Source organism: Natronosporangium hydrolyticum, from assembly GCF_016925615.1.
Taxonomy (GTDB): Bacteria; Actinomycetota; Actinomycetes; order Mycobacteriales; family Micromonosporaceae; genus Natronosporangium; species Natronosporangium hydrolyticum.
Genome location: NZ_CP070499.1, coordinates 1,281,325 through 1,304,271, shown reverse-complemented (window position 1 = coordinate 1,304,271; position 22,947 = coordinate 1,281,325). Strand labels below are relative to the sequence as shown.

Below are 22,947 nucleotides of genomic sequence, written 5' to 3'. Positions count from 1 at the left end.
CCCTCTTTGTTGTCGTTGCGCCTGCGCGGGTCATGGTCAGCACCGCTCAGAACAGCTCGAAGTACTCACGCTGCTCCCAGTCGGAGACGTGGGCGAGGTAGCGGGCGAACTCCCGGCCCTTCAACGCCAGGTACCAGGCGACCACCGGCTGGCCTAACGCCTCGGTGAAGGTCGAGTCGGCGCCGAGCGCGGCCAGCGCCGCCGCCAGCGACTCCGGCAACTGCGGCGCCTGCGCGGCGTACGGGTCCTCCACTGGCGGCGGTGGCTCCAACTGGCGGGCCAGCCCATCCAGGCCGCTGACGATCTGCGACGCCAGGTACAGGTATGGATTGGCCGCCGGCTCTCCGCACCGGTTCTCCAGACGGATCCCGGTGTCGGACCCCGCCCCGGCCAGGCGCACCATGGCACCCTTGTTGTCCACTCCCCACACGACCCGGTCTGGAGCGAGCGAGAGCGGGAGATAACGCTTGTATCCGTTGACTGTCGGAGTGGTAAAGGCGGCCGCCGCGTCGGCGTGCGCCAACAGCCCGGCCAGGTAGTGGCCGGCCACTGGCGACATCACCGCCCCCGGCTCGACCGGATCGAACGCCGCCGCCCCGGTGTCCCGTGCCTGCAGCGACTGGTGCAGGTGCCAGCCGGTGGACGCGCTCTGGGCCCCGGCCGGGCGGGACATGAAGGTGGCGTGCAACCCGTGCCGGCGGCACAGTTGCCGGATCACCGACCGGGCCAGCACCACCTGGTCGGCCGCGACCGCCGCGCCCTCGGCCGGCATCGTGATCTCGAACTGGCTCGGACCGAACTCCAGCTCCAGCGACCGCACCGGCAGGTCGGCCCGGCTGAGCCCGCGATGCAGCAGCTGGATCAGCTGGTCGGCCTGGTCCAGCCCGTCCTCGTGCAGCAGCTGGCCTCCCCGGCTCAGCGGACGGACCGCCCGAGGGCGGCCCGGGTCGCCGGGGCGGCCGGTCTGGTCCGGCGCCAATCCGCCCGGCTCGGCTTGGAAGACGTGAAACTCAAGCTCGATCCCGACGGTCAGGTCATAGCCGGCGGCGGCGAGCCTCCCGAGCTGCTCCCGGAGCAGGCTACGGGTGCAGAACGGCACCGCCGAACCGTCCGGAAACCGGAGATCGCAGAGTACCCAGCCGGTACGCTCGGCGCCCGGCAGCACCCGGAAGGTAGTCGGATCGGGCACCAGCACCACGTCTCCGGCGCCGGTGAAACCGGCCACCCCGAGCCCGGGATCGGGGCTGAACACCGGGAACACCGACGCGCCAGAGGTGTCCTTGAGTAGCAGCGACGACGGCGCCGTCAACCCCGACCGGAGCGCGGCCACGGCCGCCTGCCGGGTCAAGGTCTTGCCCCGCAACACGCCGTGCTGATCGGCGAACGAGAACCTGATCAGCTCAAGACCCAGCTCATCGACGACCCGGCGCAGCTGGCCGGCGGCGGCGTACTGCGCGGGCCCCCAGAGCCCATGCCGGTCGATGAAGCCGCCCCGGTCGGCGGCGAGCATCGGCCGGGCCGACCAGCCGCCACCGCCATCGGCGACGGGCCGCTCGTCGATGCTACGCATCAACGCCCACCTCAGCAGCGGGGGTCGGGTTCGACGGTGGCGCCGTCGCCGGCCCCCACGGCGAGCCGGCGCGGCGATCCGCCTCCCGGTGCCGCCACGCCTGCTCCCACCCGTCGGTGGGGGTCACGGTATCGATCGCCAGCGGACCGGTCAGCTCGGTCGCCGCGGGTTCGTCGGCGGGCCGACCCGGCACTGGCTTCCCGGCGACGAAGTCATCGATGGCGCGCAGCAGCAGCCGCCGGTTGGCGGTGACCGCGCGGTCGGAGACGCCCAGCCGCTCGACGGTCCGGTCCTGGATCCTGCCCATGCTCTCCACCGCCCACTGGTCGTGGACGTTGATGTCCAGGCCCATCCCGGTGTATGTCAGGTTCCGCTGCTCGCTCGGGTCGAAGCCCCAGTTGTTGTCCCGATTGCGCAGCGGCCGATAATCGGGAAGCGAGACCTCCTTGCGCCGCTGCGCGAGGAGTTTCTCCTTGTCCGTCGGCTCGGCGAAGTCGTAGAAGATCATGTACCAGTAGTGATTCTGGTCGTCGATCGGGACGTGCCACTGGCAGAAGACCTTGCTGTTGCCGAAGGGCACGACGAAGGCGTTCGGGAAGACCAGATTGGTGATCCGGACGTGGCGCAGCTCGTCGGTGAGCTGGCGCAGCGCGTAGACCCGCAGCCCGTGCTCGGCCGGCTCTACCTCGATGTCCGGACGGTAGGCGTCGCCGACCAGCTTGGAGAGCTTCTGGCCGGTGCCGGCCACCTCCTCGCTGAACTGCTGCCCGTAGGTGTCACGTGGATCTTCATCAATAAACCGGTGCAGGAACGAGACGTGGCTCGGGTCGATCCCGCCCTCCACACCCTGCAGCCAGTTGCACTCCCACAGCCCTTTGAAGGCGAAGGTGTACTCGTCGGGTGCCTGGAAACAGTCGTAGTGCGGAAACGGCGGCGGCTCACCCTCCCCGAGGTACGCGAAGATGATGCCGTTGCGCTCCTGGCACGGGTAGGCGGGGATGCGCACCTTGCTCGCGAAGGTGCTGTGCGCCGGCTCCGCGGGCTGCTCCCGGCAGCGACCATCTGCACCGTAGAGCCAGCCGTGGTAGAGGCAGCGCAGGCCGCCGTCCTCGTGCCGACCGTACGCGAGGTCCACTCCCCGGTGGGCGCAGAACCGGCCGACCAGCGCCCAACCGCCGTCGTCGCGACGAAACAGCACCAGGTCCTCGCCGAGCAGCCGGACCGGGATCACCGGGCGCTCCGGGTCGAGCTCCGAGACTAGCGCCGCAGGCTGCCAGTAAGCCCGCATCAGCTGGCCCAGCGCAGTGCCCGGGCCGGTGCGGGTGACGCGCTCGTTCTCCTCCCGCCGCAGCATTGGCTACCTCCTGCGCATCCGATCCAGCAAGCTTTGGATCCAATCCTGCCACAGGTGGAGACGAGGCGATAGACCAGGCATCCACATAATCGCGCGGAGGCTCCCGCGGCTCAGCCCTGACCGCGCGCGAACTCTGCCCAGGCGGCCCGGCTGGGCTCGTCGATCAGCCGGTAGTCTTCCCCGTCGCCGATCAGCGCGTCATACCACGCCACCCACACCGGCGGGTACGGATGCGTGGCGAGGTAGTCGGTGGTCTCCCGGATCCACTCGGCCCGCCGGTGGCCAGCCTCGTCGCCGTCGACCCGCCGGCCGCCGTACTCGGAGATGCCCCACGGCTTGCCCTCGGTCCGGGAGACCGCGATCGCCCGGTCGAACAGGACCGGCGGTGCGCTGTACCCGCCCTGCTGATAGTCGAAATTGTAGATATCCCAGCCCAGCACCGAGATCACGTCGGCGCCTGGGTAGTAATCCCGCCAGTTCCGCCCCGAGGCCGGCTCCAGCGACCACCCCATCAGCACCAGCGTCGCGTACCGACTGGGATGCTCCACCTGGTCGGCCAGCCAAGCCACCCGCCGCCAGGCGGCTCGGTACTGGTCGGCGGTGAAGTCGCCGGCCTCGATGTTGTTTTCCGGCTCGTGATGGTAGGTCCAGTAGATGTCCCGGTCGGTGGGCAGGCTGGCGAACCATCGGGCGAGCGCCGCATCGTGCTCGCCCGCCAGCACCTCCTCCGGGTCGGCTTTGAACGACACGTTCACGGTCCGGCCGGCGTGGTCGGCGGCGCTGCCCGGCCAATCCGGCGGCAACCCAGGGTGGAAGACCCGGAACATCTCCACCGGCCCGTACGCCTCGTCGGCCCGCTGGTACGCGCCCGGCCAGCCGCCGCCGTTGACCTGCACAGTGGACCCAACCTCGATCCGACCGGACGGTGGGACCGACGGTGCACCCGGGGAGCCGGCCGGCGCCTCCGGTGTGGGGGCGCCGGCCGGCAGGGCGGGCGGAGCGGTCCCGAGCGCCCGGTGGATCAGCGGCGCCGGGCGCATCGCTTGCCGCTGCGCCGCCGCCGCCTCCGGTGAAGAGTCACCGTCGCCGCCCCAGTCCAGGGTAAGCCGCGGACTGGCCTGGCTGTCCCGGATCGCCACTATCCGTCCGTCACCATCCATCGGCGGACTGCGCAGGGCGAACGCGTACCGGCCCGATTCGCGTACCACGCCGGTCAGATCGAACGCCACATCGTCGTAGATCGTGCCCGGCACCGGTCGCGCCACCGCCAACAGTGGACCCATCGCCGGTGGCCCGGTGCGGGCCAGCTCGGCGGCGGACAACGGCGGTTGCGGCACCGCGAACAGCGCCAGCGAGGTGGCCCGGTGCGAGAGCCGGACCCGCAGGGTCACCGCCCGCAACGGCTCCGACGCGACCGGCGGCGGCACCTCGAAGGCCAGATATCCGGTGGCGGTCCCCTCCGGCGCGCTGCCGGTGAGGAGATACGGCTCGCTGCTGCGGTCCGGGCCTTCCGAACCGTCGACCAGATAGGTGGTCCAACTGGCCGAAACCGCCAGCTGCTCCGGCGGGGCCAGCCGGTCCCACCAGTGGACCAACGGCACTCCGGCGAGGAGCAACGCAAACACCGCGGCGACGGCGAGCACCCGAACCGGCGCGGGCCGGCGTCGGCGACGAGCATGGGTCGGCATCCGGTCCCCGGCCGCGCTAGTAGGCGCCGGAACGGCGCAGCACCGCGGTGACCGTACGCAAGAGGATCACCAGGTCGAGAGTGAGCGACCAGTTCTCCACATAGCGCAGATCCAGGCGCATGCTCTCCGCCCAGGTGAGGTCGGCCCGCCCCGAGACCTGCCACAGGCCGGTCACCCCAGGCTTGACCACCAGCCGGCGGCGCATGTCACTCGGGTACTCGGCGACCTCGGCCGGCAGGCCGGGGCGGGGGCCCACCAGCGACATCTCGCCGCGGACCACGTTGACCAGCTGCGGCAGCTCGTCCAGCGAGAACCGGCGCAACACCCGGCCGATCGGGGTGACCCGCGGGTCGTCACGCAGCTTGAACAGCACGCCGTCGTGCTGGTTCAAGTGGCGCACGCTGGCCAGCCGCGCCTCCGCGTCGACGTGCATGGTCCGGAACTTCCAGATCCGGAACTCGGCGCCGTCGCGCCCCACCCGGACCTGCCGGAAAATGGCCGGGCCGGGCGCCCGCCGGTCCAGCCGGACCGCGAGGGCGATCACCGCTAGCAGCGGCGCCAGCAACAGCAGCAACAGCGCCGCCCCGACCCGGTCGGCGACGGTCTTGACCATCCGGCGGGCACCGGTCAACCGGGGATGCTCGACGTGCAACATGGGCAGACCGTCCACCGGCCGGAGCGTGGCCCGCTCGCCGGTGACATCCAGCAATGCGCTCGCGACGATCAACTCGATCCGGTCCCGCTCCAGCTGCCAGGCGAGGCGGCGGAGCGCCACCCCGTCGAGCTCCGGGCTGGCCAGCACCACCACGACGTCGGCCTGGCAACACCGCACCGCCGCCGGAACCTCCTCGAAGCTGCCGAAGACCCGCAGGTCGGTGCCGGTGACCCGGGCCGGGGGCGGGTCACCGGCCGGGTCGGTCGGCGGCAGGCAGGCACCGACCACCCCGAGCCCGTGGTACCGCTCGTGGCGTAGTTGCCGGGCCATCGCGGCGACCGATCGGTCGTGCCCCACCACCAGCACCCGTCGCAGGTGGCGGCCGGCGGCCCAGGCTCGGCGGAGCCGCTGCCGCAACAGATACCGGCCGACGACGTCGAGCACGACCGTGGCCAGCACCGCGGCGAGCAGTGCTCCGCGGGCGACATCGGCCTGCACCGTATATGCGGCGACGGCGATCCCGGCCGTCACGGTCACGCCGGCCCGCAGCACGCGTTGATACTCCTCGCCGCCGACGAAGAGCAGCCGCGGGTCGTAGCCGCGGTGCAGCGACAACGCCGCGATCCAGGCCAGCGGCAGCAGCACCACCAGCGACGCGTACTGGGGGTCGGCCAACGGCGGCGAGTCGCCACCGAAGCGCAGCTGTCCTGCCGCGACCGCGGCCACCACCGCGACCGCCGCGTCCAGCAGCACCAGCCCCACGACATACCGGCGCATCCACCCCGTCGCCGCGGCCGGAGCCGCCGCCGGTGGGCTCGCCACCGGCTTCGGCACCGGTCCCGACACGACCAGCTGCCGCGGAGTCCGCGCGGCAGCTGGCACCGATGGCTCGGATGTGATCGTCACCGTCCCCCCTCCCGGTCCACTGGCCACCCCCCGTTTGCGCGTCGTTAACGTCAGTGGCAGTGGGTTACATTACCGGCGCACCGGGTGCCTGCCATCGATCGGACGTACCATGCCACTGTCAGCAAGCCGACAAGTGATCCCAGTCACTGACTTCGATGAATGCCCGCGGCTTGTGATACCTGCCAGCTCGCCAACGCTGCCCACCGAAACCGTCCCGGCCACTGGGAGGAGCCCGCAACCATCCAATCTGCTCCCTGACCGGACACACTGCGCATTCGCGGACCATACTGCACAGTGGCGGTGGTCAGCCAGTGGGGCGGCGGCGGTCCCGGGCCCGCCAGCAGCCGGTGTGCCAGTGCCGTCGATCCGCCTCCCCGCCAAACCCGGCCAGGCCGCTCTCCGGCCACGCCACCACGTGCGGCACACCCGGTGAGATCTCCTGGGCGCACCCCGGGCAGCGGTAGGTCTTCCCCGCCGCCCCGCCGGGGATGTGGCGCACCCGGTACGACTCGCGCCCCCAGGTCTCGACCGTGTCGACGCCGCGGCGGGCCCGCTCCGGATCCCAGCCGGGGTCGGGCGGCCGGCCGCGGCCCCGATCGGGCCGCGACGAACGGTTCCGACGCGGGCTCATATCTTCAGCGTACGATCGGCCGATATGGCTACCACGACGGTTACCCCCTTTGGTGAATGGCCCTCGCCGATCGCAGCCCGGTCGCTCACCCACGCGGCCCGGCGACTGAGCTTCCCGGCGCTGGTCGACGACGAGCTCTGGTGGTGCGAAGACCGACCCGACGAGGGCGGACGGACCACGGTGATGGCGCGGCGCGGCGACGGCGACCTGGTCGAGCTACTCTCCGCACCCTGGAGCGCGCGGACCCGCGTCCACGAGTACGGCGGCCGTTCCTTCCTGCCGCTACCCGGCCCCGCCGGCGCCTCGTTGATCTTTACCAACGGCGCCGACCAGCGGATCTACCGGCTCGACCCCGGCGCTGCCGAACCCCACCCGTTGACCCCGCCGGCCAACCGGGAAGGGGCGCCAGAGCTGCGCTACGCCGACCTGACCCTGGTCGACGACGAGATCTGGTGCGTCCGCGAGCACCACCTGCCCGACGGCGATCTGGAACGCGCCATCGTCTCGATCCCGCTGGACGGAGCCGCCGGCCAGGACCCGAACGCGGTGGTCGTGGTGGTGGAGGGGGCCAGGTTCCTCGCCCACCCCCGCCGCTCCCCCGACGGCACCCGGCTGGCCTGGCTGGCCTGGGACCACCCCCGGATGCCCTGGGACGGCACCGAGCTACGGGTCGGGCTGCTCCGGGACGGCCAGGTCACCTCCTGGAGCACCGTGCTCGGCGGCCCCAGCGAGGCGGTCTACCAACCCGAGTGGGACGGCGACGACCACCTGATCACCGTCTCCGACCGCAGCGGCTGGTGGAATCTCTACCGGGTCCCCGCCCCGGGCGTGACCGGGGAGCTCACCCCGTTGCACCCGGCCGAAGCCGAGTTCGCCGCCCCGCTGTGGCAGCTCGGCGCGGCCAGCTGGGGCCGGCTCACCGACGGCCGGCTGCTCTGCGTCCACGGTGCCGGCAATCAGCAGCTGGGGGTGCTCGACCCGGCGACCGGCGCGCTCACCGAGCTGCCGCTGCCCTATCAGAGCCTCACCATGTCGTTGACGGTCGCCGACGACCGGGCCGCGCTGGTCGCCGCCTCGCCTGACCGACCCACTGCGGTGGTCCAGGTCGATGTGGCCGGGGCCAGCCACGAGGTGGTACGCACCGCGGTCGACCCGGAGCAGCTGCCCGATCCCCGCTGGCTGCCGGTGGCCGAGACCACCACCCTGACCGGCCCGGACGGCCGGGAGGTGCACACCCACATCTACCCACCGCGCAACCCGGAGCACACCGGGCCACCCGGCGCCCGCCCCCCGTACGTGGTCTTCGTCCACGGCGGGCCCACCAGCAACTCCCCCGCCGCGCTCGACCTCGCCAAGGCGTACCTCACCAGCCGAGGGATCGGGGTCCTGGACGTCAACTATGGCGGGTCGAGCGGCTACGGCCGGGCCTACCGGGAGCGGCTGGCCGGGCAGTGGGGCATCGTCGACGTCCAGGATGCGGCGACCGCCGCCGCGGCCCTGGTGCTGCGCGGCGACGCCGACCCGCGACGGTTGGCGATCCGCGGCGGCAGCGCCGGCGGTTGGACCACCCTGTGCGCGGTGACCGGCACCGAGGTCTTCGCCGCCGGCACTTCGCTCTTCGGGGTGACCGATGTCCGCCGGTTGGCCGAGATCACCCATGACTTCGAGTCCCGGTACGTTACGAAGCTCGTGGGCGAAGCCGAACTCGCGCACGACACCCGGTCGCCGCTGCACCGCGCCGACCGCACCCGCTGCCCGGTGCTGCTACTGCAAGGCTCCGACGACCCGGTGGTCCCCGCCGAGCAGGCGGAGCAGTTCCGGGACGCGCTCGCCGCCAACGACATCCCGCACGCGCTGCTCGTCTTCCCGGGTGAGCAGCACGGCTTCCGCAAGGCCGAGTCGATCATCGCCGCGGCCGAGGCGGAGCTGTCCTTCTACGGCCAGGTCATGGGGTTCGACCCGGTCGGTGTCCCGAGGCTACCGCTGAGCTCGGCGCAGTCCGGCTGACCGCCGAACCCGGGTCGGCCAAGCAGCCGCCCGAGCTCCGCTGCCACCGGGCCGTCCCGGGGGGGTCGATTCTGAGCCGAATCGGACACTTGATCATCACGCATCGCCCGTAACTCAGGTGATGCCGCAGGAGCGCTTGCCCTGCACACGTATACGACTCTGCTGGATGATCAAGACAAGTCTGTGCCCTGGCGAGACGTTCTGCTGCGACTAGGTGGAGCCCGGTGTGGACGATGCATGGGCCGCCACTCGACCTACCGGGGCCGAGTTGAGCGGCGCCCTGCCCAACCTCAACATGGTTGGGCAGGGAGGGATCTTGCATACCGGAATATCCGACTTTTCCGTACGCAAGATCCCTCCCTGCCCAACCATGTCGGAAATGCCGTGGTCTCGCGGCCGCGCGGCGTCCGGGTTGGGGTTTCGAGCTGAAGATCCAATGAGTGGCCGCAGCCAGGACACCACAACCCACCAAGTCGGGTAAGCACCACCTGAGCTGTGGCGATGTCTGATGATCAAGCTACCGGTTCACCAACTGCGTCGCCTACGCCAGCGGTCGGCCCCGGGGCGGTCCACAGCAAACCGCCGATCGCCGGAGGCCACCGGCCATGCGACGATGCGGGGATGCGCGTGTCCTTCGTTACCGGTGTCTCCCGCGGGCTGGGGGCGGCCCTGCTCGATGAGCTGTTCGCCGCTGGCGACCGGGTGGTCGGGATCGGCCGCAGCTTCACCGACGAGCAGCGGGCGCTGCCGGCCGACCGGGTGCTACTACGGGAGGCCGATCTGGCCCGGCCGGAGACGCTGCCGGAGCAGGCGGAGTTGTCGGAGCTGCTCGCCGGGGCGGAGTCGGCGAGGCTGATCCACAATGCCGCGGTGGTGACCCCGATCGGGGCGGTTGGGGACCTCTCCGCCACCGAGCTGGCGACCGCGGTGACCGTCAACCTGACCGCTCCGATGGTGCTCACCAACGCCTTCCTCGGCGCCCTCCCGGCAACGACTCCGGCGACCATCCTGTTCATCTCCTCCGGGGCCGCGCATCGGATCGTCGATGGTTGGGCGACCTACGGCGCCACCAAGCGCGGCGGGGAGGAGTTCTTCCAGGCGGTGGCGGCGCAGGTGGCCGGCCGGCCGGTCCGGGTGGCGAACGCCAACCCGGGGGTGATGGACACCGACATGCAGGCGGCGATCCGGGCCGCGGCCAGCGGTGACCACTGGTTCCCCGACCAGGCGCGCTTCCTGGATCTGCACGCCCGCGGGGAGCTGCCCGATCCGGCCCAGGTGGCGCGCCGGCTGCTCGACGAGCACGGCTGAGGGTCGGCAGCTGGGCCTACCGCCGCAGTAGGCTCCCACTGTGACCGAGCTAACCTCCAGCAATCCCGGGACCGGGGCGGAGGTGGGCCGGTTCCCGGTCGCCGACCCGCCCATCCTGCCTCCCGTCATCGAGGCCGGCCGGGCCGCCCAGCAGTGGTGGGCCGAGCTGGGGTTTGCGCAGCGACGACGGCGGCTGCTGCGGTTCCGGGCGCTGCTCGCTGAGCGGATGACCGAGGCGGCCGACCTGGTCAGCGCCGAGACCGGCAAGCCCACCGCGGAGGCGGTGGTCGAGGTCGCCGCCGCGATCGGTGACCTCGACTGGAGCGCCCGGCACGCCCGCCGGGTGCTGGCCCCGCGCCGGGTCCGGCGGGTGCTGCCGGTGGCGGAGGGCGCCGCCCACCTGGCGTACCTGCCGTACGGAGTGGTCGGGGTCATCGGCCCATGGAACTATCCGGTGCTCACCCCGGTCGCCTCCCTCGCCAGCGCGCTGGCCGCCGGCAACGCGGTGGTCTTCAAGCCGAGCGAGCTGACCCCGGCGGTGGGGCAGTGGCTGGCCGACAGGTTTGCCGAGGTCGTCCCGGAGGCGCCGGTGCTCCAGGTGATACATGGCGACGGTGAGGTCGGGGCGGCGCTGTGCCGTTCCGGGGTGGACAAACTGTCGTTCACCGGGTCCACCGCGACCGGCCGCCGGGTGCTTGAAGCCTGCGCCGAGACCCTGACCCCGGTGGTGCTGGAGGCGGGCGGCAAGGACGCGATGATCGTCGACTCCGACGCCGACCTCGCCGCCGCCGCGGACGCCTGCGTCTGGGGTGGCCTGACCAACGCCGGCCAGACCTGTGCCGGCATCGAGCGGGTCTACGTCGCCGCCGAGATCTACGACGACTTTCTGGACCGGGTGGTTGCCCAGGCCAGCGGCCTGACCGTCGGCACCGGACCCGGCGCCGACCTCGGTCCGATCACCCTGCCCCGGCAGCTCCCGGTGATCCGGGAGCAGATCGCCGACGCGCTGGCCCGCGGCGCCCAGGCTGTGCTGGGCGGGCTGGACGCGGTGGCGCCGCCGTACGTCCACCCCACGATCCTGGTGGACGTGCCGGCCGAGGCCGACGTCGCCCAGGAGGAGACCTTCGGCCCGGTGCTGGTGGTCACTCCCGTGCCGACGATGGCCGAGGCGGTGCGGCTGGCCAACCAGAGCCGGTACGGCCTGGGCGCGGCGGTCTTCGGCCGGCGGCGGGCGTTGGCGATCGCCGGGCAGCTGCGGACCGGCATGGTGTCGGTCAACGATGTGCTTTCGTTCGCCGGCATGAGCTCGCTGCCCTGGGGTGGGGTGGGGGCCTCCGGGTTCGGCCGGGTCCGGGGCGACGACGGGCTGCGGGAGTTCGCCCGGCCCAAGTCGGTGGTGGTCCGGCAGGCGCCGTCGCTGGTACCGAGCCGCACCTTCCGGCGTACCGATCGGGATGTGGCGCGGCTGGTCGCGCTCTATCGCCGCTGGTTCGGTCGACCGATGCGATAATGACAATGTTTTTCAGATAGCGCTACCATGACGCGGTCCTTGATCGTTTCCCTACCGCGCCATCTGGAGAGCTTGTGCCTGCTCGTTCCCGCTCCCTCGCCCCGGTCTTAGCCATCGCCGCCCTGACCCTCGGGGCGGCCTGTAGCGCCACCGCCGACCCGGACCCGGCGGTGACCGCCGACTCCGAGCTCACCGTCGAAGACTGGACCGGGGCCACCATCACGCTGCCGGCCCCGGCCGAACGGGTGGTCTGCCTGGACGGCACCTGCATCGACGCGCTCACCGAGCTGGGGCTGCCCCCGGTGGTCTCGCTCCAGCTCGACCAGGTCCAGCACCCAGACTTCTTCGGCCCCGACGTGGCAACGGAGCCGCTGGACGGCACCTTCTTCGAGCCCAGCCTGGAGGGGATCGTCGCGGCCGAGCCGGACCTGGTGATCGGCGCCGCAACCGTCCACGGCCAGCTGCGCGAGGCCCTGGCGCCGATCCCGTTCTTTGCCGTGTCGCTGCCTGACGGCGAGGCCGCGGTGGAGAACCTGAACCGGATCGCCACCCTCACCGGCCGGGCCGGCGAGGCCGAGACGGCGATCGACCGCTACCGGGACACCCTCGCGGCGTACCAGCCGGGCGTACGGGAGACCGAGGTGCTCGCCATGTACGGCGGGGCCACCGACGACATCGGCATCGACGCACTCGACTCGGCGATCGGCCGGCTGCTCGCCGAGTACACCAGCTATCCCTGGCCGGAGGCGGGGGAGGCCGACGGCGGGTTCCTGGAGTTGGGCCTGGAAGACATCCTCGCAGTCGACCCAGCGCACATCTTCGTGCTCGACTTCGGCTTCGATCCCTCGGCCCCGCCGCTGGTGGAGCAGCTCGCCGACCGGCCAGTGTGGGGATCGCTGGCCGCGGTCGAGGCCGGCAATGTCCACGTGGTCGACGACCGGTGGTGGGGCACGACCGGCGGCACCCGGGGGCAACAGCTCTACTTGGATGTCGTCCTTCCCACCGTCTACCCCGAGGAGTTCCCGGAGCCGCTCGGCATCGCCGCGTCGTGAGTTTTCCCACCCAAACCGGGGAGCGCCAGTCCAGTTCTACCGCCGCCCCGGCCACCGGCCTGCGAGTGGTGGTGCTGGTGGCGGCCACCCTCGCGGTCGCCACCATCGCCGCCGGGCTGGGACTGCTCACCGGCAACCCGCCGCTCGACCCGGCCGCGGTAATCGCCGCGATCCGGGAGCCCACCGCCGACCCGCACGGGGTGGTCGTCACCGAGCTCCGGCTGCCCCGGATCGTGCTGGCGCTGCTGGCCGGCGGCTGCCTCGGCCTGGCCGGGGCGCTGCTGCAGGACTGCCTGCGCAATCCGCTCGCCTCCCCGGAGCTGCTGGGAGTCAGCGGCGGCGCGGCCTTCATCGTGGCGTGTGTCGCGGTCCTCGGCGCACCGATCCCCCGGGGAGCGCTGCCGCTGGCCGCCACCGCCGGCGGCCTGGCGGTCGGGCTGGCGGTGATCGCGATCGGGGCCCGGCACCGGGACCCGGCCGCGCTGGTGCTGACCGGGCTGGCCTGCGCGACCTTCCTCACCGGCGGGGTGATCGCGGTGCTGACGCTGGGCGCCCCCAGCGACGTGGGCCTGTTCTACCAGTACCTGCTGGGCAGCCTCAGCAACCGGTCCTGGGACGCGGTGCGCACGGTGCTCCCCTGGGCGCTTGGGTGCCTGCCGGCCGGGGTGCTGCTCAGCCACCGGCTCAACGTGCTCCGGCTCGGCGATGACGTCGCCGCCTCACTCGGCGTTCCGGTCACGGCCACCCGGCGATTGGTGCTGGTGGTCGCCTGCGGCCTCACCGCCGCGGTGGTCGCGGTGGTCGGCCCGATCGCGTTCGTCGCCCTGATCGCCCCGCACATCGTGCGCCGGGCCACCGGCGTCACCGACGCCTGGGTGGTCACCAGCGCCGCCATCCTCGTCGGAGCGGTGCTGCTGCTCGCCGCCGACCAGGCTGGCCGGGCGATCACCGCTCCCCGGGAGGTGGCGGCCGGAGTGTGGACGGTGCTGTTCGGAGCCCCGGTCCTGCTGGCGCTGCTGCGCGCGAAGCGGGCCACGGCATGAGCCGCCGCAGCATCCCGCCTGCCCGAGCGACCATCCGGCCGGCCAGCGGTCCGGGCACGGCCAGCAGCGATCTGCCCGCCGCCGCTGGCCGCTTCTGGCTGGTGCTCCTGCTCGCCCTGATCCTGCTCGCGGTTCTGATGGTCTGGTCGCTGGGGGTGGGAACGGTCCGGCTCAACCCGACCGAGGTGGTCGCCGCCCTCACCGGCGACCCGGTGGCCGGGTTCCACCACCACATCGTGGTCGGGCTGCGGCTGCCCCGGGTCCTGATCGCGGCGGTCGCCGGCGGCATGCTCGGCCTCGCCGGTGGCCTACTGCAGGCAGCGACCCGCAACACGCTGGCCGAGCCGTCCCTGTTGGGGGTCTCGGGCGGGGCGGTGCTGGCGCTGGTCGCCACACTGGTCGTCACCGGCCTGGACAGCCTGCCGGGGCCGGTCGCGGCGGTCGCGGCGCTGGTCGGCGCGTTCGCCGCTGGCGGCCTGGTCTACTCGCTCAGCTGGGCCCGGCAGACCAGCCCGGTGCGGCTGGTGCTCGACGGCGTACTGATCTCCGCCATGCTCTCCAGCGTCGTGTCGGTCCTGCTGCTATGGGACGGTTCGCTCTTCGCCGCGGTACTCCGCTGGGTGGTGGGCTCGCTGAACGGCCGGGTGTGGCAGGACTGGGCACTGTTGTGGCCCTGGGCGCTGCTGGCGGTGCCGGCCGGCCTATTGCTGCACCGCTCCGCCAGCACCCTGTGGCTCGGTGACGATATCGCCGCCGCCACCGGTCTACCGGTGGGTCGGGCCCGGTTGCTGGTCTTCGCCGCCGCCACCGTCCTGACCGCGGGCGCGGTCGCGGCGGTTGGAGCGGTGGGCTTCATCGGCCTGCTGGCCCCCCACATCGCCCGACTGGTGGTGGGCTCCCACCCCCGGCGGGTGCTGCCGCTGGCCTGCCTCACCGGTGGGGCGCTGCTGGTCGGGGCGGATCTGCTGGCGGAAGGGCTGACCGCGTTGTGGCCGGAGACCGGGGTCCAGAACCGGGCCACGCTGCCCGCCGGGGCGGTCACCGCGCTCCTCGGCGGCCCGGTGCTGGTCGCGCTGCTGGCCCGGCATCGATTCGAGGGACGCCGGTGACCGGCGCGAGAAGGAGTCCGATGGCGACCGAACCGACCGTGCTCTGCGCGCAAGAGCTGCACGTCCGGTACGGGGAGACCCCGGTGTTGGCCGGGCTGGCCGCCGAGGTGCGCACCGGCGAGATGCTGGCGCTGGTCGGCCGCAACGGATCGGGCAAGTCGACGCTGCTGCGTACCCTGGCGCGGCTGTTGCCGGCCGACGCCGGCACGGTGCTGCTGGATGGGGCGGACATCGCCCGGCTGCCCACCGCCCAGGTCGCCCAGCGGCTGGCGGTGCTCCCGCAGGGCCCCGTCCCCCCGGCCGGCATCACCGTCCGGGAGCTGGTGGAGCACGGTCGGTTCCCGCACCGGGGCATGTTCGCCCGTGCCACCGCCGACGACCGGCGGGTGGTCCAGGAAGCCCTGGATCTGACCGGGCTGGCCGGCTACGCCGACCGGTACGTCGATCGGCTCTCCGGTGGCGAGCGGCAACGGGCGTGGATCGCGCTGACCCTCGCCCAGCAGACCCCGGTGCTGCTGCTGGACGAGCCGACCACTTTCCTGGACATCGGCCACCAACTGGAGGTGCTCGACCTGGTGGACCGGCTGCGCCGGGACCGAGCGCTGACGGTGGTGCTGGTGCTGCACGACCTCAACCAGGCGGCGCGCTACTGCGACCGGATCGTCGCCCTGGATCAGGGCCGGGTGGTCGCCGACGGGTCACCGTCGTCGGTGGTGACTCCGGAGTTTCTCGCCAGCCACTTCGGGGTCCACGCCACGGTCACCACCGACCCGGTGACCGGCAGCGTCGTGTGCCTCCCCTACGCCGCCGCCACCGACTAGGTTCAGAACAGCCGGGCCTCGTCCGGCTCGATGTTGCGCAGCGCGTCGTAGTCGAGCCAGACGCAGCGGATGCCGCGGTCCTCGGCGAGCACCCGGGCCTGCGGTTTGATCTCCTGCGCGGCGAAGACGCCCGCGACCGGCGCCAGCAACGGATCCCGGTTGAGCAGCTCCAGGTAGCGGGTCAGCTGCTCCACTCCGTCGATGTCGCCGCGGCGCTTCACCTCGATCGCCACGCTCGCCCCACCCCCGTCGCGACAGAGCAGGTCGACCGGACCGATCGCGGTCGGGTACTCCCGCCGGACCAGCGTGAAGCCGGTGCCGAGCGTGGTGGGGTCGGCGGCGAGCAGCTCCTGCAGGTGGGCCTCCACCCCATCCTTCTGCAGGCCGGGGTCGATCCCGAACTCGAAGGAGGTGTCGGAGAGCACCTCCTCCAGCGTGATCCGCAGCTGCTCCCCCGCTTTGTTGACCACCCGCCAGACGCCCGGTGACTCTTCGATCCGGCACGGTGGACTCATCCAGTTGAGGGGTTTGTAGGCCCGGTCGTCGGCGTGGATCGAGACCGACCCGTCCGCCTTCACCATCAGCAGCCGCACCGCCGGCGGCAGGTGCGCCGACAACCGGCCGGCATAGTCCACCGAGCATCGCGCAATAACCAGCCGCACGGTCAGGACTCTACGCGATCACCGGCTGGCGCAGTAATGCCACCATGGTCGAGTGCTGGAGCTACTGACCGGGTTGGGGCTGGCCACCTCCGCCGGGCTGAACGCCTGGATCCCGCTGCTGGTGGTGGGGTTGCTGAGCCGCTACACCGGCCTGCTCACGCTGCCGGAGGCGTGGCAGTGGCTGGACAACGGTTGGCTGCTGAGCGTGCTCGCCGGCTTGTTCGTCATCGAGTTGGTCGCCGACAAGATCCCGATCGTGGACAGCGTCAACGATGTGGTGCAGACGGTGATCCGACCTGGCTCCGGCGGGGTGGTTTTCGGCGCCGGCAGCTCCGCCGAGACCGCCGCGGTGACCGACCCGGCGCAGCTGTTCAGCGGCGGCGACTGGCAGCCGATCGCGGTCGGGGTGGCGATCGCGCTCGCCGTGCACGTGGCCAAGGCGTTGCTGCGGGCCATCCTCAACACCGCCACCGCCGGCCTGGCGGCCCCGGTGTTGAGCACCGTCGAGGACGCCGGCAGCGTCAGTCTGGCGGTCGCCGCGATCCTGGTTCCGGTGCTCGTGATCGGCCTACTGCTCGGGTTGCCGCTGCTGACCTGGTGGTTGGTGCGCCGGGTCCGCCGCCGACGCCGCGCCGCTAACGCCACGGGTACCGACCATAGAATTCGGTAGCACCCCCGGCCCGGCTGGACGATGATCGCTGGCATGGGCCATCTGGACGTGGTCGGGGTCGGCCACACTCTCCCCGACGGCCGCCAGCTGTTGCGCGACGTCTCCTTCCGGGTGGGCGAGGGGGCCAAAGTGGCCCTGGTCGGCCCGAACGGCGCGGGCAAGACCACGTTGCTCCGGATGATCGCCGGCGACGCCCCGGTGCCGGTCGGCGCCATCAGCGGCAGCGGCGAACTGGGAGTCATGCGCCAGTTCATCGGCGCGGTCGCCGACGATCGGACCCTCGCTGACCTCGCATTGTCGCTCGCCCCGCCGGCGGTGCGGGCAGCCGGCCAGCGGCTGGCCAAGGCGGAGGTCGAACTGGCAACCGGCACCGAGCCGGCCCAACTCGCGTACGCGGAGGCGTTGGCCGGCTGGGGAGAAGCCGGCGGTTACGACGCCGAGGTCACCTTCGACACGGTCAGTGTCGCCCTGCTCGGGCAGGAATGGGAACAGGCCCAGCACCGCCCGGTGCGCACCCTCTCCGGCGGTGAACAGAAGCGGTTCGCCCTGGAGCTGCTGTTGCACGGCCCGGCCGAGGTGCTGCTGCTCGACGAGCCCGACAACTACCTCGATGTACCGGGCAAGCGGTGGCTGGAGCAGCGGCTGACCAGTTCCCGCAAGAGCGTTCTCTATGTCTCCCACGATCGGGAGCTGTTGGCCCGTACCGCCGACCGGGTGGTGACCGTGGAGGGCGGGTCGGCCTGGACCCACGCTGGCGGGTTCGCCAGCTGGCACCAGGCCCGGGCGGACCGGCACGACCGGCTCGACGAGGCCCGCCGCCGGTGGGATGAGGAGCACGCCAAACTCCGGGCACAGCTGCTCATGTATAAGCAGAAAGCCGCCTACAACTCCGACATGGCCTCCCGCTACCAGGCCGCGCAGACCCGGCTGCGGAAGTTCGAAGCGGCCGGCCCGCCGCCGCCCCGCCCCCGCGACCAGGAGATCGAGGTCAAGCTCACCGGTGGCCGGACCGGCAAGCGGGCGGTGATCTGCGAGCGGTTAGCCCTGACCGGCCTGACCCGACCGTTCGACCTGGAGCTCTGGTACGGCGACCGGGTGGCGGTGCTAGGCGGCAACGGCACCGGCAAGTCCCACCTGCTCCAGCTGCTGGGGCGCGGCGGGAGCGACCCGGCCGGGGATGCCCTGATCGACTTGCCGCCGGTGGCCCATGAAGGGAGCGCCCGGCTCGGAGCGCGGGTGCGACCGGGCCACTTCTCCCAACTGCACCACCGTCCCGACCTGCAGGATCGCGCGCTGACCGAGATCCTGTCCCGCGGCGACGATCACCGACCCGGCATGCCCCGGCACGACGCGATCCGGGCGCTCGGCCGCTACGAACTGGCCGCCGCCGCTGACCAGCGATTCGGTCTGCTCTCCGGCGGCCAGCAGGCCCGGTTCCTGATCCTGCTGCTGGAGCTCTCCGGGGCGACGCTGCTGCTGCTGGACGAGCCGACCGACAACCTGGACCTCGCCTCGGCGGAGGCGCTGGAGGCCGGGCTTTCAGGTTTCGCCGGCACGGTGGTTGCGGTCACCCACGACCGCTGGTTCACCCGCTCCTTCGGCCGGTTTCTGCTGCTCCGGGCCGACGGGACGGTGATCGAGGTGCCCGAGCCGGTCTGGGGAACCTGAGCCCAGCTCAGATCAACCGGAAGTCGGCCGGATCAAAGCCCGGCGCGACCACACAGCTGACCAGGACCGGCTCGTCGCCGGCCGGTGCCGCCGCCTGCCACACCCCGCTCGGCACGAGCAGCTGCGGCTGCTGACCGGCGGCGACATCGGCGCCGAGTAGGTAGGGCTCCCCGGCGCCCGGCTCCGGCCCGTCGCCACCCAGCCACAGCGTGAGCGGGGCGCCGGAGTGCCACAGCCACAGCTCCGGCGAGCGGACCACGTGCCACGCAGACTCCTCCCCCGGATGCAGTACGTAGTAGATGGCGGTGGCGACCGAACGCACCCCCTCGTAGCCCGGGGGTTCGAGGGTGAGCGGCGACCGCCAAGTCTCGCGGAACCAACCGCCCTCGGGGTGCGGACTGAGCGCAAGCTGGGTGACCAGCTTCGACGGGGGTTCGATCATGGAGGCCACTCGCTCTCAAAGATAGATTCGGCTGACCGTCTCGGCGACGCAGACCGGCTTGTCGCCGCCCTCCCGCTCGACGGTCACGGTCGCCACCACCTGCACGCCGCTGGTGACGTCGGTGACCGACTGGATCTCGACCTGCGCCCGGACCCGGGAGTCGACCGGCACCGGGGCTGGGAACCGGACCTTGTTGACCCCGTAGTTGACCCCCATGCTGGCGCCGTCGACCCGCAACCGGTCGCCGAGCAGGGCGGGCAGCAGCGACAGGGTGAGGTAGCCGTGGCCGATGGTGGTGCCGAACGGGCCGGCCGCGGCCCGTTCCGGGTCGACGTGGATCCACTGGTGGTCGCCGGTGGCCTCGGCGAACCGGTCGATCCGCGCCTGGTCGACCAGCAGCCAGTCGGTGTAGCCGAGGCTCCCGCCTGCCGCCGCCCGCAGCTCCGCGACCGATCCGAACCCCATCGCCCACCCCTTCCTCCCGGCCGATCATGGACCTTAGGTCCATGATCGGCGCTCTCCTGCGTACCAAACCTCATGATCGTGGATGAGGGGGTGGGGTGCAAGCTAGCCAGATTGCGCCACACTGACGCCGACCGACACCCCAGTGAAGTCATCACCTTGACAGTGTGACGTCGATGATGTCAGACTGACGCCATGATGACGACGGAGTACCTCACCAGCATCCTCGCCAAGACCGACGCACGCGAGCGCCGCCAAGCCGCCGACGGCTACCGGAAGGGCCGGCTGGCCCGCCGTCGCGCCAGCAGTCGGCGCGCCCACGACGAGCTTACCTGAGACTGTGACATCACAGTGCCGCCACTTCAGTCGTACTGATAGAACCCCTGCCCGCGCTTGCGGCCGAGGTCACCGGCGGCGACCATGCGCTGCAGCAGTTCGGGCGGGAAGAACTTCGCCTCACCGGTGTCCGCGTAGATGTTGCGGGAGGCGTTGAGTAGCACATCCACCCCGGTCAGATCAGTGGTCGCCAGCGGCCCCATGGCGTGACCGAACCCGAGCTGGCAGGCGAGGTCCAGATCCTCCGCAGAGACCACCCCGGACTCGACCAGCTTCACCGCCTCCATCACCAGCGCCGAGATCAACCGGGTGGTCACGAAGCCGGCTACATCCCGGTTCACCACGATGCAGGTCTTCCCCACCTCCTCGGCGAAGCTGCGGGCGGTGGCGAGAGTCTCGTCGCTGGTCTTGAACCCGCGCACCAGCTCACAGAGCTTCATCATCGGTACGGGTGAGAAGAAGTGCGTGCCGACGAACGACTCCGGCCGCTCGGTCACCGCCGCCAACTGGGTGATCGGGATGGCGCTGGTGTTGCTGGCGAGCACGGTCGAGGGCTGGCAGATCCGGTCCAACTCCCGGAAAACCTCGTGCTTGAGTTCGATCTGCTCAAAGACCGCCTCGACCACGATGTCCGCGTCGGCGGCCGCCGCCAGATCGGTGGTCGGAGTGATCCGACCCACGGCTGCTTCGGCGTCGGCGGCGGTGAGCTTCTCCTTGGTGACGAACCGGTCCAGGGAGCGGCGGATCCCGTCCAGCCCCCGCTCGACACTGGCCCGGTCCAGGTCCCGGAGCACCACTGTCCACCCAGCCTGCGCCGCCACCTGGGCGATGCCCGAACCCATCAACCCGGCTCCGATGACCGCCAGTCTGCCTGCCATGGTCGCCTCCTCGCGTCCGCCGCAACGGCCGGCGCCACTGCGCGCCGCCACCGTGCACCCTACCAACCTACTGAACGGACGTTCAGCACGTTGTGACCGCCGGCAGTACCTCACTGGCGAGCAGATCGAGGTGCGCCCGGTCGGTCAGGGCCCCCGGCCGCAGATAGACCCGGTCGGCGCCCACCTCGCGCAGCTCATGGATCCGGTCCACCAGCTGCTGCGGCGAGCCGACCACCAGCGACTCTCCGGCGGGAAGTACGCTGCCCGGCTCGTAGAGGGCCGCCGCCCGCTGCCGGGCCTGCGCATCGGTCCGGCCGCACGCCACCGGTATCCCCACCGAACGCCGGATCGGCCGCCGCCGGCCGACCTGCGCGGCGGCCCCGGCCACCGCGCGGAACGCGCTCGCTGCCGCCGCGGGCGCCTGGAAGGTCGCGTTGAACTCGTCGGCGTACCGCGCCGCCAGCATCGGCGTACGCCGGAGCCCTCGGCCCCCGATGATGATCGGCGGACCGGGCACCTGCACCGGTTTCGGCAGCGCCGGGGCGTCGACCAGCTGATAGTAGCGACCCTGGTGACCGAAGCGCTCCCCCACCGGGGTCCGCCACAGGCCGGTCACTACTTCGAGCTGTTCCGCCAGCCGGGACAGTCGCTCGGCCAGCGGCGGAAACGGGATCCCGTAGGACCGGTGTTCGGGCGCGAACCAGCCGGCTCCGATACCGAGTTCCACCCGGCCCTGGCTCATCTGGTCGACCTGGGCCACCGCGATCGCCAGCGGCCCCGGCAGCCGGAAGGTGATCGAGGTGACCAGCGTCCCGAGCCGGATCCGGATGGTCTCGACGGCGAGTGCCGCCAACGTCAACCACGCGTCGGTGGGCCCGGGAAGGCCAGCTGAGCTGCCGAAGGGTTGATAGTGGTCGGCCCGGAACAGCCCGGCGAACCCGCACTCCTCGGCGTGGCGGGCGAAGTCACGCTGTTCGCGGTAGCTGGCGCCGCGATGTGGTTCGATAAACAGGCATACTTCCATACGACACCTTAGCCCTCCGGGGCCGCCTGCGAAGGTGCGGAACCGCCGCCGGGGTCGTAGGCTATATCGGCGGAGATAGATCTGATCTGCCCAAGATCGCCACCGGGAGGTCGAATGGACAGTTCCCGCCAGGGTCGCACCCGCCGACTGACAACCGTCGTAACCACCGCCGCGACGCTGCTCGCCAGCGCTGGCTGCGCGACCACCACGGAGTCCGCCCCGGACGAGCGCCTGGACTCCGTCACCTACCTCACCGGCTTCGGCACCTTCGGCCGGGACGCGTACGCCTACGTGGCCGCCGAACGCGGCTACTTCGCCGACGAGGGCCTGGAGGTGGACATCCAGCCCGGAGCCGGGACCATCCCCAACGTGACCCAGACCGTCGCCGGCCAGGCGGACTTCGCCCTGTCCGAGTTCAGCGGTGCGCTGATCGCCCGCACGCAGGGCGACGTGCCACCGGAGTTCACTGTGGTCGCGGCGATCCAGCAACAGACCCTCTTCGCGATCATCGCCCTCGCCGACAGCGGCATCACCACCCCGGCCGACCTCGCCGGCCGTACCATCGGCGACGCGCCCGGGTCGGTGGGGCCGATGTTGTTCCCCTCCTACGCCCGGCTCGCCGGGGTGGACCCGGACACGGTCACCGTCGACAACAGCTTCGAACCGGCCCAGCTACCGAGCCTGCTCGCGACCGGGACCGTCGACGCGATCGGGCAGTTCCTGGTCGGCCAACCGACGATCGAGGCGGCGGCCGACCAGCCGACCGTGGTGCTCCCGTTCAGCGACCACCTCCCGGATCTGTACGGGATCGCGCTGGTGGTCAGCGAGGAGGTCGCCAACACAGACCCGGACCTGGTGCAACGCTTCACCAGGGCGCTGTTGCGCGGGCTGGAGACGACCATCGCAGACCCCGACGCCGCCGGCCAGATCCTCCAGGAGTGGGTGCCCGAGATGGACGGTACGGTCGCGGCCGCCGAGATCCGGCTGATGGCTCCCTATGTGACGACCACCGACGGCCCGTTCGGCACGATGGACGAGCAGCGGGTAGCCGAGCACATCGCCGCCCTCACCGACGCCGGGGCCATCCCACCCGGCATGACCCCGAGCGAGGTGGTGACCTTCCCGCTCGTCCCCGGCCACGAGTAGCCGGG

General features: G+C 71.7%; 21 protein-coding genes. 11 read left to right on the top strand and 10 right to left on the bottom strand.

Annotated elements, in window-relative coordinates; all coding sequences use genetic code 11:
• Window positions 1-46: 46 nt before the first annotated feature.
• The 5 genes from JQS43_RS06020 to JQS43_RS06000 all read right to left on the bottom strand — a co-directional run bounded on the left by JQS43_RS06020 (window position 47) and on the right by JQS43_RS06000 (window position 6,804).
• On the bottom strand, window positions 47-1,570 hold the full coding sequence (locus JQS43_RS06020; RefSeq protein WP_239678074.1) for a glutamine synthetase family protein: 1,524 nt from the start codon (window positions 1,568-1,570) through the stop codon (window positions 47-49).
• Window positions 1,563-2,924: an aromatic ring-hydroxylating dioxygenase subunit alpha gene (locus JQS43_RS06015; protein ID WP_239678073.1), complete on the bottom strand. Its 1,362-nt coding sequence runs from the start codon at window positions 2,922-2,924 to the stop codon at window positions 1,563-1,565. The genes JQS43_RS06020 and JQS43_RS06015 overlap by 8 nt, the downstream gene beginning before the upstream one ends.
• Before the next feature lie 110 nt (window positions 2,925-3,034).
• Window positions 3,035-4,612, bottom strand: coding sequence for a glycoside hydrolase family 26 protein (locus JQS43_RS06010; protein ID WP_239678072.1), 1,578 nt, complete (start codon window positions 4,610-4,612; stop codon window positions 3,035-3,037).
• Between the two features lie 16 nt (window positions 4,613-4,628).
• Entirely contained in the window at window positions 4,629-6,044 is a 1,416-nt protein-coding gene (locus tag JQS43_RS06005; protein WP_239679327.1) for a sugar transferase, read from the bottom strand.
• 433 nt (window positions 6,045-6,477) lie between these two features.
• Entirely contained in the window at window positions 6,478-6,804 is a 327-nt protein-coding gene (locus JQS43_RS06000; protein WP_239678071.1) for a hypothetical protein, read from the bottom strand.
• 24 nt (window positions 6,805-6,828) lie between these two features.
• Between JQS43_RS06000 and JQS43_RS05995 the strand changes: the two genes are divergently transcribed.
• The 7 genes from JQS43_RS05995 (at window position 6,829) to JQS43_RS05965 (ending at window position 15,654) form a co-directional block, all read left to right on the top strand.
• Window positions 6,829-8,811, top strand: a complete 1,983-nt coding sequence (locus JQS43_RS05995) for a S9 family peptidase (protein ID WP_239678070.1) — start codon at window positions 6,829-6,831, stop codon at window positions 8,809-8,811.
• A 621-nt stretch (window positions 8,812-9,432) separates the two neighbouring features.
• The gene (locus JQS43_RS05990; protein WP_239678069.1) at window positions 9,433-10,119 is read left to right on the top strand and encodes an SDR family NAD(P)-dependent oxidoreductase; all 687 of its coding nucleotides are present in this window, start codon (window positions 9,433-9,435) and stop codon (window positions 10,117-10,119) included.
• 40 nt (window positions 10,120-10,159) lie between these two features.
• Window positions 10,160-11,629, top strand: a complete 1,470-nt coding sequence (locus tag JQS43_RS05985) for an aldehyde dehydrogenase family protein (RefSeq protein WP_239678068.1) — start codon at window positions 10,160-10,162, stop codon at window positions 11,627-11,629.
• A gap of 74 nt (window positions 11,630-11,703) precedes the next feature.
• Window positions 11,704-12,681: an ABC transporter substrate-binding protein gene (locus JQS43_RS05980; protein WP_239678067.1), complete on the top strand. Its 978-nt coding sequence runs from the start codon at window positions 11,704-11,706 to the stop codon at window positions 12,679-12,681.
• Complete coding sequence (locus JQS43_RS05975; RefSeq protein WP_239678066.1) at window positions 12,678-13,724, top strand: FecCD family ABC transporter permease; 1,047 nt, start codon at window positions 12,678-12,680, stop codon at window positions 13,722-13,724. Before JQS43_RS05980 ends, JQS43_RS05975 begins: the two co-directional genes overlap by 4 nt.
• On the top strand, window positions 13,721-14,833 hold the full coding sequence (locus JQS43_RS05970; protein WP_239678065.1) for a FecCD family ABC transporter permease: 1,113 nt from the start codon (window positions 13,721-13,723) through the stop codon (window positions 14,831-14,833). Before JQS43_RS05975 ends, JQS43_RS05970 begins: the two co-directional genes overlap by 4 nt.
• 20 nt (window positions 14,834-14,853) lie before the next feature.
• Window positions 14,854-15,654 carry an ABC transporter ATP-binding protein gene (locus tag JQS43_RS05965; RefSeq protein ID WP_239678064.1) on the top strand — a complete coding sequence of 267 codons (801 nt, stop codon included), beginning with the start codon at window positions 14,854-14,856 and terminating at the stop codon, window positions 15,652-15,654.
• A gap of 2 nt (window positions 15,655-15,656) precedes the next feature.
• On the opposite strand, the gene nucS is transcribed toward JQS43_RS05965, so the two are convergent.
• A complete protein-coding gene (nucS, locus tag JQS43_RS05960) occupies window positions 15,657-16,316 on the bottom strand; it encodes an endonuclease NucS (RefSeq protein ID WP_239678063.1) in 660 nt (219 codons plus the stop codon).
• Between the two features lie 52 nt (window positions 16,317-16,368).
• On the opposite strand from nucS, the gene JQS43_RS05955 reads away from it, so the two are divergent.
• Both JQS43_RS05955 and JQS43_RS05950 read left to right on the top strand, forming a co-directional pair.
• A complete protein-coding gene (locus tag JQS43_RS05955) occupies window positions 16,369-16,986 on the top strand; it encodes a DUF4126 domain-containing protein (protein WP_239678062.1) in 618 nt (205 codons plus the stop codon).
• A gap of 33 nt (window positions 16,987-17,019) precedes the next feature.
• On the top strand, window positions 17,020-18,654 hold the full coding sequence (locus JQS43_RS05950; protein WP_239678061.1) for an ABC-F family ATP-binding cassette domain-containing protein: 1,635 nt from the start codon (window positions 17,020-17,022) through the stop codon (window positions 18,652-18,654).
• Window positions 18,655-18,661: 7 nt separating this feature from the next.
• Here JQS43_RS05950 and JQS43_RS05945 read toward each other — a convergent pair whose 3' ends face one another.
• Window positions 18,662-19,096 carry a cupin domain-containing protein gene (locus JQS43_RS05945; RefSeq protein WP_239678060.1) on the bottom strand — a complete coding sequence of 145 codons (435 nt, stop codon included), beginning with the start codon at window positions 19,094-19,096 and terminating at the stop codon, window positions 18,662-18,664.
• Window positions 19,097-19,111: 15 nt separating this feature from the next.
• Window positions 19,112-19,561: a MaoC family dehydratase gene (locus tag JQS43_RS05940; protein ID WP_239678059.1), complete on the bottom strand. Its 450-nt coding sequence runs from the start codon at window positions 19,559-19,561 to the stop codon at window positions 19,112-19,114.
• Between the two features lie 192 nt (window positions 19,562-19,753).
• Here JQS43_RS05940 and JQS43_RS05935 point away from each other — a divergent pair, with 192 nt between their 5' ends.
• Window positions 19,754-19,894 carry a hypothetical protein gene (locus JQS43_RS05935; RefSeq protein ID WP_239678058.1) on the top strand — a complete coding sequence of 47 codons (141 nt, stop codon included), beginning with the start codon at window positions 19,754-19,756 and terminating at the stop codon, window positions 19,892-19,894.
• 26 nt (window positions 19,895-19,920) lie between these two features.
• On the opposite strand, the gene JQS43_RS05930 is transcribed toward JQS43_RS05935, so the two are convergent.
• On the bottom strand, window positions 19,921-20,772 hold the full coding sequence (locus JQS43_RS05930; RefSeq protein WP_239678057.1) for a 3-hydroxyacyl-CoA dehydrogenase family protein: 852 nt from the start codon (window positions 20,770-20,772) through the stop codon (window positions 19,921-19,923).
• An 82-nt stretch (window positions 20,773-20,854) separates the two neighbouring features.
• Complete coding sequence (locus tag JQS43_RS05925) at window positions 20,855-21,796, bottom strand: TIGR03560 family F420-dependent LLM class oxidoreductase (protein ID WP_239678056.1); 942 nt, start codon at window positions 21,794-21,796, stop codon at window positions 20,855-20,857.
• Window positions 21,797-21,910: 114 nt separating this feature from the next.
• Between JQS43_RS05925 and JQS43_RS05920 the strand changes: the two genes are divergently transcribed.
• Window positions 21,911-22,942 (top strand): ABC transporter substrate-binding protein, encoded by a 1,032-nt coding sequence (locus JQS43_RS05920; RefSeq protein ID WP_239678055.1) that lies wholly within the window; start codon window positions 21,911-21,913, stop codon window positions 22,940-22,942.
• The last annotated feature ends 5 nt before the right edge of the window (window positions 22,943-22,947 follow it).